General features: G+C 30.4%; 13 protein-coding genes. All 13 read left to right on the top strand.

The features are described from left to right. The first annotated feature begins 313 nt into the window (after nucleotides 1-313). The gene (locus tag CD155_RS11780) at nucleotides 314-607 is read left to right on the top strand and encodes a WXG100 family type VII secretion target (protein ID WP_002441688.1); all 294 of its coding nucleotides are present in this window, start codon (nucleotides 314-316) and stop codon (nucleotides 605-607) included. An 83-nt stretch (nucleotides 608-690) separates the two neighbouring features. Then, complete coding sequence (gene esaA, locus CD155_RS11775; RefSeq protein WP_103213413.1) at nucleotides 691-3,726, top strand: type VII secretion protein EsaA; 3,036 nt, start codon at nucleotides 691-693, stop codon at nucleotides 3,724-3,726. Further along, entirely contained in the window at nucleotides 3,726-4,160 is a 435-nt protein-coding gene (essA, locus tag CD155_RS11770; RefSeq protein WP_002441693.1) for a type VII secretion protein EssA, read from the top strand. The genes esaA and essA overlap by 1 nt, the downstream gene beginning before the upstream one ends. Beyond that, nucleotides 4,157-4,399 (top strand): EsaB/YukD family protein, encoded by a 243-nt coding sequence (locus CD155_RS11765; protein WP_002441695.1) that lies wholly within the window; start codon nucleotides 4,157-4,159, stop codon nucleotides 4,397-4,399. The genes essA and CD155_RS11765 overlap by 4 nt, the downstream gene beginning before the upstream one ends. Nucleotides 4,400-4,412: 13 nt before the next feature. Beyond that, nucleotides 4,413-5,738, top strand: a complete 1,326-nt coding sequence (gene essB, locus CD155_RS11760) for a type VII secretion protein EssB (protein ID WP_070832218.1) — start codon at nucleotides 4,413-4,415, stop codon at nucleotides 5,736-5,738. Between the two features lie 20 nt (nucleotides 5,739-5,758). After that, entirely contained in the window at nucleotides 5,759-10,207 is a 4,449-nt protein-coding gene (gene essC, locus CD155_RS11755; RefSeq protein WP_103213412.1) for a type VII secretion protein EssC, read from the top strand. Between the two features lie 5 nt (nucleotides 10,208-10,212). Then, nucleotides 10,213-10,482 (top strand): TIGR04197 family type VII secretion effector, encoded by a 270-nt coding sequence (locus CD155_RS11750; protein ID WP_037541224.1) that lies wholly within the window; start codon nucleotides 10,213-10,215, stop codon nucleotides 10,480-10,482. Nucleotides 10,483-10,515: 33 nt separating this feature from the next. After that, a complete protein-coding gene (locus tag CD155_RS11745; RefSeq protein ID WP_002441703.1) occupies nucleotides 10,516-10,911 on the top strand; it encodes a YwqH-like family protein in 396 nt (131 codons plus the stop codon). Between the two features lie 18 nt (nucleotides 10,912-10,929). Then, nucleotides 10,930-12,585 carry a T7SS effector LXG polymorphic toxin gene (locus CD155_RS11740; RefSeq protein WP_103213411.1) on the top strand — a complete coding sequence of 552 codons (1,656 nt, stop codon included), beginning with the start codon at nucleotides 10,930-10,932 and terminating at the stop codon, nucleotides 12,583-12,585. Nucleotides 12,586-12,596: 11 nt separating this feature from the next. After that, nucleotides 12,597-13,241 carry a DUF5079 family protein gene (locus tag CD155_RS11735; RefSeq protein WP_002441708.1) on the top strand — a complete coding sequence of 215 codons (645 nt, stop codon included), beginning with the start codon at nucleotides 12,597-12,599 and terminating at the stop codon, nucleotides 13,239-13,241. Next, on the top strand, nucleotides 13,241-13,696 hold the full coding sequence (locus CD155_RS11730; RefSeq protein WP_103213410.1) for a DUF5085 family protein: 456 nt from the start codon (nucleotides 13,241-13,243) through the stop codon (nucleotides 13,694-13,696). The genes CD155_RS11735 and CD155_RS11730 overlap by 1 nt, the downstream gene beginning before the upstream one ends. Further along, nucleotides 13,689-14,147, top strand: coding sequence for a DUF5085 family protein (locus CD155_RS11725; RefSeq protein ID WP_002441712.1), 459 nt, complete (start codon nucleotides 13,689-13,691; stop codon nucleotides 14,145-14,147). Before CD155_RS11730 ends, CD155_RS11725 begins: the two co-directional genes overlap by 8 nt. A 28-nt stretch (nucleotides 14,148-14,175) precedes the next feature. After that, on the top strand, nucleotides 14,176-14,434 hold a 259-nt coding region (locus CD155_RS11720; RefSeq protein ID WP_142382859.1), incomplete at its 3' end, for a DUF5080 family protein.

The following is a 14,434-nucleotide window of genomic DNA, read 5'->3' as shown; positions in this document are numbered from 1 at the left end:
CTATATTATCTATATTAAGTATATTTAATATAGTAAGTGTAGAAATAGTTGATAATAATAATTTTTTGCTCATTAATCGCAAATCCTTTATTTGAAATTTTACTTTTATTATACACATAAAAAATACTTAAATGAATAAGGAATTTTAAATTTCTACATTTTTCGAAGTAAAAATAAATAATTATTGATAAATTTGAAGAAAACTATGTACATATACTTATAATTTTTATATTATTTACGTAAGGCACACTAAAACTTTTTTAGTATGTCTACATGCAAGATCTAACTCAAAATTTTCAGGAGGTTCTACAATATGGCACTTATTAAGATGAGTCCGGATGAAATCAGAGCTAAGTCACAATCTTACGGGAATGGATCTGAACAAATTCGTCAAATTTTATCTGATTTAACTCGTGCACAAGGAGAAATCGCTTCAAACTGGGAAGGTCAAGCATTCAATCGTTTCGAAGAGCAATTCCAACAACTTAGTCCAAAAGTTGAAAAATTTGCTCAATTATTAGAAGAAATTAAACAACAATTAAACAGCACTGCAGACGCAGTTCAAGAACAAGACCAACAGTTGTCTAATAACTTCGGATTACAATAATAATTTTGTGTATAGTAGAGCCACATTTCAATGTGGCTTTACTTTTCATCATGGGGAGAATGTTTTGAAAGGGAAATATAAAAATGAAAAAGAAAAATTGGATATATTCACTCATCATAATATTAATTATAGTGTTAGCCATAGTAGGACTAATTACTTTTGTACATACGAAATATGGAAATCAAGCTGAAAATCATACTAAAAATGAAACTAAAGATTATAAAAATATACATATTGCAATTATAAATGAAGACCAACCAACTAAATATAACGGTAAAAAAATTGAATTAGGTGAACCTTTTATTAAGAGGTTATCTGAGCATAGTAATTACAATTTTGAAACGGTATCAAGAAATATCGCGGAAAATGGACTTAAAGATGGTAAATATCAGGTAATGATTGTTATTCCTAAGAACTTTTCTAAATTAGCAATGCAATTAGATGAAAAAACACCATCAAAAATGTCTATTCAATATAAAACAGCTGTAGGACAAAAAGAGGATGTTGCTAAGAAAACTGAAAAAGTAGTAAGCGATGTTCTTAACGATTTTAATAAGAATTTAATCAATATTTATCTAACAAGTATCATTGATAATTTACATAACGCTCAAGAGAATGTGGGAGACATTATGAAGCGTGAACGTAATGTGGACCAAAATTTTGCCAACTATCTATTAAATCCGCTCAATGATTTTCCAGAATTATTTACGGATACATTAGTAAATTCACTCGTGGCAAATAAAGACATCACGTCATGGATTCAAAATTATAATCATTCACTGCTAAGTGCTAACTCAAATATATTTAACATCGATAATGATTATAACGCTTCTTCAATTGTTCAGGATCAAGGATCATTTTTCGATAAAAATATATCAGCATTAGAACAAACGTTAGATGATTATAAAACTCAAAAGGATAACATTAACGTTGGCGACTACATCTCAGAATTAAAACAAATGAATAAGAAAATTGATCAACAATCGGAAGAACAAGACCGTTCTAAAGAAGAATATAATCAAACATTTAAAGAGAATTTAGAAAAAGTTAAAGATGATGTAAAAGAACAAGAATCACCATTTACAAAAGATATGATAGAAGATTATCGTCAGAAATTAACTGAGTCTTTAGAAGAACAACTTAGAAATAATCAAGATCTCAATGACGCATTAGACCAAATTAAACAAGATAATCAAAACATACAAGATACAATGATGAATCATCTTAAAAATACAATAGAAAATGATCATACAGGTTTCGATAATTATTATATTAGAAAGCTGACAAATGAAGATTTAGAAAATGCAGGGTTAAGTTGGAAAGCAACACGTGAATATCAACATATTCTAGATGACATGAATCAATTTATCAGTAAATATAATGAGGCAAACCCTGATCATCCAATTAAACAAGACGATTATCATGGAGAAATTAATGCGGATGATACATCTAAGTTAACTAATGAAGGTGTAAAATTCGAAAGAAAAGAAACAATTAAGAGTAAAGACATCAACAGATTGAGCATTGCGACTGATCCTAACTTCGACTTCGATGGTACTGTCTATATTAATGACAAAAAATATGATGTTAAAGATCAAGACATTAAATTAGATACAACTCAGAAATCATATGATGTAGAAGTTAAAGGTACAGCTAAGTTGAAAGGCGACCATAAAAATCAAGAAGACTTCCTTAAAGATAAAACGATGCATCTACAACTTGTCTTCGGTCAAGCTGATAAAGATGATGAAAATAAGAAAGCGAATGTCGTAGATTTAAGTATCAATCATAACTTGGAAGGCAAATTAGTTAGTGGAGATTTAGATCAACAATTGCGTTCTTTAGATCAATTTAAATCAGAATACGATTTATATAAAGATAGTGATCTTGATCCTAAAAAACCAAAAATTGATAATAAAGCAATTGTGAATATGATGGTTGACCAAGTTATCAAAGATATGGAAAGTTTTAAAGACGATAAGTCTGCATTACTCAAAGAAATTGATTCTCTAAGCAATTCGTCAAACGACATGATTGATAAAATATTTGATAATAAACAAAGCGTTGAAAACAATAAAAAAGAACTTAATTCAATCATTGATAGTTTAAATGATGTTGAAAAGCAACTTGAAGAAGATCCTGAAACACCTAAAATCGAAAAAGATAAAGGTAAAGAATTTACAACTTTATCAACTCATTTAGACGATCAAGTGAATAAATTATCTGAACGTAGTACGAAGTTACTTTCAGATAGTCAGAATTCTAAATCTACAGCTGATTCAATCAGTGGAGAATTAAATAAACTTGATGACAATGTCAATAATTTACATGCAAGTGGTAGAGCGCTTGGTACAAGAGCGAATGATTTAAATAAACAAATGGCAAACAATGATAAAGATAACCAACTCTTTGCTAAAGATTTTGCAAATGTACTGAAAAATTCTAAAGATGGAGATCGACAAAATAAAGCACTTAAAGACTTTATGAGTAATCCAATACAGAAACAAAACTTAGAAAACGTATTGGCTAATAATGGAGATAAAGATACGTTCTCACCAACATTACTCGTATTACTGATGTATCTTATCTCAATGATGACAGCATATGTGTTCTATAGTTATGAACGTGCGAAAGGTCAGATTAACTTTATTAAAGATGATTTTAGTAAAAATAATCATATATGGAACAGAGTCATTTCTTCAGCAATAGTGACATTTACTGGAATGGTTGAAGGACTTGCGATTGGGTTAATTGCTATGAATCGTTATCAAGTGATGCCAGGTTATAAGGTTAAATTCATTTTCATGATTCTAGTGACTATGATTGTGTTCGTCTTAATTAATACTTATCTATTAAGACAATTAAAATCTATCGGTATGTTTATCATGATTGTGATATTAGCAGTTTACTTTATCGCGATGAATTACTTGAATCCATCAGGAAGTGGTAGCACGTTAAATCGTTTATCACCATTATCTTACGTAGACTCAATGATTTATAACTATTTAAATGCTGAACATCCAGTAGGTCTCGCATTACTTGTTTTATCATTATTGGCAATTGTAGGATTTGTGTTAAATATGTTCATTAAACACTTTAAGAAAGAGAGGCTCATCTAATGATAATTGAAAGTATGATAGCAATGACATTGTTAACAGCTGATAATCATAGAGGTGACCTTAACATAGAAATTGACCAAGAAGATAAAGAGAATGTGAATAAAGATATAAAAGAATACGACACAACGTTATTTGATAAAGATAGTAAATCTATTAATGACGCAATAAAACAACAACAAAAGAATAAAGATGAAAAAGTTAAAAATAATTTGTTTCAAAACCAAGCGAGTCACACGACTCGCTTGGATGAAACAAAGCACGTATTGTTTTCCCATAAAAGTTCAAATAATGCTGTGGAGAGTGATAAGAGCCCCTATATACAAGACAAACAAAAGAGAAACATCTTTCCTTACATCTTGTTAAGTATAGGGGTTCTTTTGACGTTAGGATTTGTCATATTTTCCATTAGAAGAGGGAGAAGAAGTAAACAATGAACCAACATAAAAAAGTGACTATAGATTTTTCAAATTATCATATGGGGACGTATGATTTATCAGTTCCAATATATTTACCACTTAAAACATTGATTCCTTTAATTATTGATAGTTTAGGTATCGATATTCATAATTTTAAAAACCAAGTTAAAGTAATTACGAAAAATCAATTATTAGTTGAAAATGATAGATTAGTAGATTTTCAAGTTGCAGATGGAGACATTTTGAAATTATTATAGGGAGAATTCAATCATGGCGAATAAAAAATCCAAAGAACTTAGTGAATTAGAAACATTAGATAATAAGCAAGATGTTAAAAAGCATGATAGAGAAGATATGAGAGAAATAACGAAGTCTTCTATTAAAAAAGAACATTATCATTTAATGTACTTACTCGAACAGAAAGCTACTTACTTTATTGATGCTGAATTGACCGAGTTGCGTGATAGTTATCAAGTCTATTATAAGATCTCAGATGATATTACATCTTTTCACAAAATAACGAAGTTCTCTAAAAATGAAAAATTAAGATATTTATTGAATATTGCTAAATTAGAAGATATTAAAAATACAAGATATACCTTCGTTTTAGCACCAAATGAGCTGTATTTTACTAAGGATGGCTTACCACTTCTAAAGACAAGAGGATTGAAAAACATTGTGGAGCCGTTACCAATGTCGGATGAAGATTTTCTGACTCGATATAAAGCGCTAGTAATTACTTCGTTTAATAGTAAGGTTTCATTTGATTCACTCGTTGAAGGGAATTTAGAACTACATAAGGGAACGCCTTTTGAAAATCAAATTATTAATATCAAATCATTAGATGAATTGAAAGATTTTCTTAAGCAACAGTTTAATAAGCAACAAAAAGATTATTCTCAAAATTTCACATATGTTAGAAAAAGAAAATTCCAAATCTTTAAATGGTTAGCTATTGGGGCAAGTATTTTAGGATTATTACTTATCGCATTTTTAGTGTATCTCTATTTTTCAGTTATGAAGAATCATGATCAAGTTGAAAAAGGTTACAAAGACTATGTTAAATCAGACTACACTCAAGTTTTAAATGACTATAAAGATTTAAATGGTAAGAATTTAGATAAAGAAGCGCTATATATTTATGCGAAAAGTTATGTTCAAACGAATAAGCAGGGATTAGAAAAAGATAAAAAAGAAAACTTATTAAATAATATTACTCCAAATTCTAATAAAGATTATTTACTTTATTGGGTTGAACTTGGACAAGGCCATTTAGATGAAGCATTGAATATCGCAACATATTTAGATGATAACGATATTATGAAACTCGCTTTAATTAATAAATTAAGTGATATTAAAAATAATTCAAATCTTTCAAATGACAAACGTTCAGAACAAACTAAGAAATATAATGATAAACTTCAAGATATTTTAGACAAAGAAAAAGAAGTTAAAGACGAAAAAGCTAAAAAGAAAGAAGAAGAAGCTAAGAAAAAAGACGAAAAAGTAAAACAACAAGAAGAAAACGAGAAAAAACAAAAGAAACAAGCTCAAAAAGACAAAGAAAAACGTCAAGAAGCAGAACGCAAAAAATAGTATAGGACTGGGGACTAACTATGCATAAATTGATTATTCAATATAATGACCAAATAAGCATGCTTAATTTAAGAAATGGTAAAACGTATACCATTAGTAATGATAAAGAAGCAGATATTACCTTTAATTTATTAGAAGAACCCATACACCTTGAACAAAATGAACAAGGTGTATGGCAAGCAAATCACACGTCAATATTTAAAGAACTTAAATATCAAACGAACAATGGCGAAGTAATATTCAATATTTATTTTAAAAATAATCTTACTTCATATGCGTATCCTTCATCTAAAGAAGTCATGACAATTGGTGAAAATGCGTTTGATGACATTCAAGTTGAAAGCTTGAATGATATTGTGATGGTTAAGGATATCCAACAAATTTATCACAATCATTTTATCAGAATTGTGCATAATACAAATAATACGCTATATATTAATTATGAAAAGCAATCGCAAGAAGTAAGTAAAGCGTATATAGGGGACCATGTATTTATAGACGGTATTTGGTTTGAAGTTCAAGAAGAAGGCCTCTCAATACTGTCGCATGGAGACATTCATTCTGAATTGATCGTACTCAATAATGATGAACCGGAAGCTGTTGATACAGATTATAACGATTATCACCGTTCGCCTAGAATCATTCATCGTGAACCTACGGAAACAATTAAAATTGAAAGACCACCTCAACCTGTTCAAAAGAATAACACCATGATTTGGCGAGCGATTATTCCACCTTTAGTAATGATTGCATTGACGGTAATTATCTTCTTAGTAAGACCTATAGGTGTCTATATTTTACTTATGCTTGGTATGAGTACCGTTACAATCATTTTCGGTATCACAACGTATTTCACTGAGAAAAAGAAATATAAAGAAGATGTCGAAAAACGAGAGAAAGATTATAAGAAGTATTTAGAAGAGAAAGCAACAGAAATTAACAAAGCCATCAAAGATCAACGCTTTAGTTTAAATTTTCATTATCCAACATTACCAGAAATTAAAGATATTGTTGAAACGAAGGCACCTAGAATATATGAAAAAACATCTCACCACCATGATTATCTTCACTATAAACTCGGCGTCGCAAATATTAAGAAATCATTTAAAATCGACTACCATGAAGAGGAATTCAATCAACGTCGTGACGAACTCTTTGACGATGCGAAAAGATTGTATGAATTCTATGGTGAAGTTGAACAAGCACCTTTAATCAATGATTTAACACATGGGCCAATCGCTTATGTTGGTACACGTCATCTTATTATAGAAGAAATTGAAAAAATGATTCTTCAATTATCAACGTTCCATAGTTACCATGAATTAGAATTTTTATTGGTAATTAGGGAAGATGAGAAGGACACATTCAGTTGGTCAAGATGGTTACCACATATGACGTTAGGCGCTCAAAATATTAGAGGGTTTGTTTACAATCAACGTACAAGAGACCAAATTCTAACGTCAATTTACAGCATGATTAAAGAGCGTATCCAAACAGTTCGAGAAAAGACACAAAGTAATGAAAAAGTTATATTCACGCCGCATCTTGTATTTATTATCACTGATATGTCTCTAATTATTGACCACGTTATTTTAGAATATGTGAACCAAGACTTAACAGATTATGGAATTTCGCTTATTTTCGTTGAAGATGTCATTGAAAGCTTACCAGAACATGTTGAGACGATTATTGATGTGAAATCCCGCACTGAAGGCGAACTTGTTATGAAAAATGAAGAGCTCGTGCAATTAAAATTCACGCCTGAAAATATTGATGGGGTGGATAAAGAGTATATTGCACGTCGCATCGCTAATTTAAATCATATTGAACATATGAAAAATGCGATTCCAGATAGCGTGACATTCTTACAAATGTATAACGTGAATGAAGTAAGTGAATTAGATATCAAGCATCGTTGGCAAGTAAATGAAACATTTAAAACAATGGCAGTACCATTAGGTGTAAGAGGTAAAGATGACATTCTCAATCTTAACTTACATGAAAAAGCACATGGACCACACGGTTTGATTGCTGGTACGACTGGTTCTGGTAAATCTGAAATTATCCAATCTTACATTCTTTCATTAGCGGTTAACTTCCATCCACATGAAGTGGCATTCTTATTAATCGACTATAAAGGTGGAGGTATGGCGAACTTATTTAAAGACTTGAAACACCTCGTTGGAACAATTACCAACTTAGATGGTGATGAAGCAATGAGAGCGTTAACGTCTATTAAAGCTGAATTACGCCAACGCCAACGTTTATTTGGTAAACATGATGTGAATCATATCAATCAATATCACAAATTATTTAAAGATGGTATTGCAACAGAACCTATGCCACATTTATATATTATTTCGGATGAATTCGCCGAATTAAAATCTGAACAACCTGACTTTATGAAAGAGCTTGTATCAACTGCGCGTATCGGTCGTTCACTAGGAATTCATTTAATTTTAGCTACGCAAAAACCATCAGGTGTCGTTGATGACCAAATCTGGTCGAACTCTAAATTTAAATTGGCGTTGAAAGTGCAAGACCGTCAAGACAGTAATGAAATCTTAAAAACACCTGACGCTGCTGACATCACGTTACCAGGTCGTGCGTATTTACAAGTGGGTAATAATGAAATTTACGAATTGTTCCAATCTGCTTGGAGTGGTGCGACGTATGATGTTGCAGGGGATAATTATGAAGTTGAAGATAAGACGATTTATATGATCAATGATTATGGTCAGTTTGAAGCAATTAATAGAGACCTTAGTGGTTTGGAAAATGAAGAACCACAAGAGAGTCAAACAGAACTTGAAGCGGTGATTCATCACATTCAAGATGTTACACAACAACTAGCAATTGATGACTTAAAACGTCCTTGGTTGCCACCATTACCAGAAGCGGTGTATCAAGAAGATTTAATTGAAACAGATTTCACAAAATTATGGTCAGATAACCCTAGTGAAGTTGTATTAACGATAGGCTTAAAAGATGTGCCTGAAGAACAATATCAAGGTCCGCTGGAATTAGAACTTAAAAAAGCAGGGCATATTGCGCTTATTGGAAGTCCTGGCTATGGACGTACCAATTTCTTACACAATACTATTTTCGATATTGCAAGACATTATCGACCAGATCAAGCACATATGTATCTATTCGACTTTGGTACAAATGGTTTAATGCCAGTATCCGATGTTCCACATGTGGCTGATTACTTTACAGTTGACCAAGAAGATAAAATCGCCAAGTCAATTAAGCGCATTAATCAATTAATCTCTGATCGTAAAAAGCTATTAAGTCAACAACGTGTAGTTAACATTGAACAATACAATCGTGAAACGAACGATGCGGTGCCAAATGTATTTATCATCATTGATAACTATGACACGGTTAAAGAATCACCATTCGTTGAAGAATATGAAGAAATGATGATGAAAGTGACACGTGAAGGTTTAGCACTTGGTGTGTATATCATTTTAACTGGTTCAAGATCTAATGCGATTAAGTCAGCCATTTTCACAAATATTAAAACACGAATTGCACTATATTTATTCGAAAATAACGAACTTACAAATATTATTGGCTCTTATAAAAAAGGAGTTAAAGACATCAAAGGACGAGCTGCGATTAATGATGATAACTTTACTCAGTTCCAAATTGCACAACCATTTAGAGTAGGCGAAGGCGAAACGTATAACAGTCACATTAAAGACGAAATCGCCAAAATGAACGAAAACTTCGTCGGCGATTACCCAGCACACATTCCAATGATGCCAGAAAAAGTAATCAGAGAAGACGTAGAACGAAGATACAATCTCGAACAACTTATCTTAGAAGAACACAAACTACCACTCGGATTAGATTTTGAAGACGTAGAGTTAGTGAGTTTAGAAGTAGATAAATCTTCAATTGTTACCGCAATTAAACCAAATGAACAAGAGTATTTAAATCATTTAATTTTAGATCATTTAAGTGTTTACTCTCGTGAACATGTTGTTCTATTAGCAGATGCAGATGAAAACATGGCACAGTATGCGAATGGAGTATCATCTTATTATTCTAGTCCTTCAGATTTAACTATGATAAGAAAAGGATTTTCTCAGGAAATAGCTGCGCGAAAAAATGGAGAAAGATCTACATCTGAAAGAAAAATTGTATTTATTAATAATGTAAAAAGGTTTAATCAAATTACTGGTATGAATGAAAATGAAATACGTTATCTATTTAATGAAGGCGTTAAATATAATGTCTTTGTTATCGGAAGCGGTCTATATTCAGATACCGTCGGCGCATACGATAAAGAAAGCAAAATGATGACTAGAACTGTTAATCAGGCAGTTATTGGTCATAAAATATCTGAACAAGAGTTCATTAGAGTCAAAGATCGATTTGGTGAACCTGAATTGAAATCAAAAGAAATGTATTATATTTCTAATCAAGAATATAAAAAGTTCAAATTATTCGAGGAGTGAAACTGATGATAAAATTAAACAAAGACTCTGTTTCATCGGATATCAATAATATACGAAATAATGGCCAAGGGTTAATGGGAAATAATAGCGAAGTAAACCTATCTAAAACAAATTTAGTCACTTTTGAAGAATACGTAGATATGTTTGAAAGCTATACATCTGCTATATCTAACTATGAAAGTATTGTTAGTCAAGATACTTCAGCTATGGAAACTACGGTCAACGAAATAGTAGAAAATGATCAAAATATTGCTGGACAAATTCGGGAGTCATAAATTTATTGTGAAATTAAAAAGGGATGGGTATGAATGAGTAATAAAGCTGAGATAAGAATGAAAATTTCTCAAAAGGAAAATGAAAAAAGTGGTAAACAAAGCGAATTAAGCGGGTTAAGGGAAGATTTAAAACGTTTGAAAGAGGCTTTAAAAGGTGTAAAAAGTGCTCAAGATGATTTTAATTCCGCACATTCTAAGTACAACAATACTAAGATTGCAGATTCAGATTGGAAAGGGGAAACCAGATCAAAGAGCGACGAACATAAAGAGAACATGGACGAGGAAATGAAAAAAGTAAAAAAAGATTATGAAGAAGCTATAGATGACTTGGAATCTGATATATCTAAAAAAGAGAATGAAATTACAGGAGTAGAGGGAGAAATAACTAGATTAGAAAATGAAATAAATTCTTTAAAAAATAAATTATAGTGAAGGGAGAATGTTGTTATGGGGTTAAAAGTAGATATGAACGAAGTTCATAATATGAAACAATCAATTGATAGTTCTCTAGATTCTCTAAATTCTAAAGTTGAAAATTTAAATAGTAGTATGACAAGTTTGATTGGGACTGACGGTTTTGAAGGGAAAGCTGCCGATAGTGTTAAAAATTATACAAAAACTTTTCATGAAAAAAACATAAGTAAAATAAAAACAATAAATGAAAAATATAAATCAGATATAAAGAAATCAATAGATAAATTTGAGAGCGAAGTAGATAATAATTCATCTGCTATATTGGTCGAAGATGAAATAAAAGATTATAAACAAAAAATTGACGATACTTTAGGCGATGTCTATAAATCAAGTGACGACGCCAATAATTCGATTATGGATGTAGCAGATTTAACCACTGCTAATAAAATTGACACCACTAATTTAGCTAATAAGATGGCTACATTCAATAAACAAATAGACAAGACATTGGAAAAACTTCGTGATTTTGATACTAATAATTCAATCGATGGGGATCGAACGAACAATTTAATCGAAGAATTAAGTGGTTTAAATTCATATGTTAAAAAGCTATCACCTAATAGAGCTAGGATAAGTTCAACAAGTGGAAAGATAGATAAAGCAAGATTTGTACATAAAACAAGCGAAGAATTGATAAAATGGCAAAAATACATGGAAAGTATTAGCGATAGTATAGAAGGTCAACCTGGTTTAAATAAAAAATACTATGAAGCAATGGTCCAAGCAGGACGGGAGTACTTTGTTGTTAAAGCTATTGGTGATGGTAGTGTCAAAAGAGGTTTTGACAAATTTTTAAAATACAGAGACGTAAATAAAATATTCAATAGTATGAATAAAAGACAATTACGTAGAGTTATGACTCTATTTAATGTAAGTAAGTCAGACATTAAGTTAAAAAATTCATTTAAAAATGCTAGTGAATTTGTGAGAAATAACCCATTTAAAAAAGGAAACTTAGTGAATTGGCTATCAAAAGTGCAGAACTATGATAGTATGAATGCTAAAGTTTTAAGAGAAAGTATAAAAAATAAGAATTTTAAATACCAATTTGGTGATGCAAAGAAATTTTTTGATACAAAAGAAATGAAAAAAGCAGCTAGTACCGAATTTAAAAATACTTTTATTAATCAAGGTCTTAGAGAAGCTTTTGGAAACAAAGGGACTTTCACTATAAGTGGTTTTAAAAATAATTTCAAAAAATATTGGAATAAGAATGTTAGAGGTGGAGTGAACGAATTTAAGAATAAAAATATACTAGGAAAAATAGGTAAAATTACAAAAATGGGAGGGAAGATTTTAAAACCACTTGCAATAGGTTCAGCAATTATGGACAACTATAAAAAAGATGATCCACAAAAAACTTTTGTAGGTTCTGGCGTGGATTTAGCTGCTATTGGGGCGAGCAGTGCTGCAGGAGCAGCAATAGGTACTGCTATTCCAGTTCCAGTATTAGGAACATTGGTAGGAGCCGGTGTAGGAGCGATAGCAGGTTTAGCATTAGAAACGAAACTTCCATTTATTCATAAGTCTGTTACACAAGTAGCTAAAGACGGTATAAATAGTGGTTTGGACAATGCGAAGGATGCATGGAAGAAAACAACTTCAGCATTTAAAATGAATTTTAATTAGAGGTGAATTAAATGTTAAAACAAGCCGTTAGAAATATAAAAAATGCGTATTTAACTCCTTTTGGAATAGCTATAAATGGTCTAACGATTTTATTTTATGGAATATTATTATCTTTAAATAATACGTATCAACGTTTGCCAATATATATAATTATTTTCATAGTGTTATGGTTGATCATTAATATTATATCCATTCTACAAGAGAGAAATAAGAGTATTAACCTTAGTAAAAAACACGTCCTTACTTATATGATAGTAAACGTGTTGTGTGGTTACAGTTTGATAATCGCGTTTATTTCAATTTATTTTATAGGGGCAACTGTTAATGAATTTAATGTATTTAATTATTGGTTATATTTATTAATTATACTCTTAGTATCATGGATAGGATTTCATCTCTTTTGCATTAGTTATTTTAAAGTTATTGACTTATCAATTAATAAACTAATACAAGTAATAGGAATTATTCTTATCATTTTATCTATTATTTCTTTAATTTACTTTGCTTTTATCGTTCCAATTACAGATGGTGAAAATATGTTTATAGTTGGTGGAATTATAGCTTTATTATGTGTATATGGTCTTTTAACTAGAAGCTATTACAATTATTCATGGTATTTATATCTGATGAAAAATGGGGAAGAGGAAGTGCAATAATGGAACTGGGAATGTTAATCATGCCGTATTGTGTGAAAATTACATATGAAATTAATGAAAATGATGATTGGTTAGAAGGTTTGGATACGATAAATGATTTTTTTATGGATAAGGATATTTATCCTACGGGACCTATAGTATTTCAAAGAAAATCTATTGGTTTAGGTGAATTTAAATACACAGCCTATATTTCGTTAAACAATGAATTACAAGATATACCTGAATTAAATATTGAATATATTGATGTTTTAGAAGTAGGTCCAACATTATCTGAAAAGTGTTTTGATGAAGAAGAATTTGAACAAGTATATAGACAAATTGAAACAGCTGCAAAAGATAATGATATATCGATTAAAGATGAGCCTTACTATCATGTAATGGTAGATTATTTTGGTGGTACGGCATTTGAAATATATGCTCAGTTAGAAGTGAATGATGGTGAAGTAAATGAATAAACATAGTTATTCAACTATAATGTTGAAACATGTTGCCTACAAAACATATTTTGATGTAACTGAAAGTGACTTTGAGAGCGTATTTTTGAACTTTAATAAGTTATTAGAACGTAAAGGAGTAATTGCTAAAAGCCCCTTACATTTTGCGGTTACTCAAGTGGATTTACATAAGAATTCAAATATTGAAGTTTTTATAGCGGTCAATAAGCCATTCGAGTCATGTGAAGAACTACAGTATAGAACGTATTTCTATATTAACAATTTACTTCAGGGTCGCATAACCTCAAATAATTTTGTTAAAGATGAAATAGAATTGTTAAATGAAATGCAGACATTTGCCAAAGAAAATAATTTGACATTTATTTCACCTTACTATCATATATTCAAGACTAACTATAAGAATGAAAAAGCATGGGTAGAAGTTAAAGCAAAAGTTTATGAAAATGAGTAAATTTTTCTAATAAGAACGGAGAACTTTAATGGTATTTGTAGTATTAATAGGGTTATTTATTCTCTTTTATACAATAATTTTTGTGAGTTTATTAAAAACAGAGGGTTTTGCAATTTTACCTTTATGTATTGATTTACTCATTTTAATATCGATTATTGTTTTTTATTATATAGGTGGATATTTAAAACCTAAGGATTTAAGTAATTATCTTATGTTTACTATGTATGGTTCATATGTATATATGTATTTTGCAATAAAATATTTTTGGATAAAACCAAAAGTAGTTG

The organism is Staphylococcus caprae (assembly GCF_002902725.1).
In the GTDB taxonomy this organism is placed as follows: domain Bacteria; phylum Bacillota; class Bacilli; order Staphylococcales; family Staphylococcaceae; genus Staphylococcus; species Staphylococcus caprae.
This window is presented reverse-complemented; position numbering and strand designations above follow the sequence as displayed.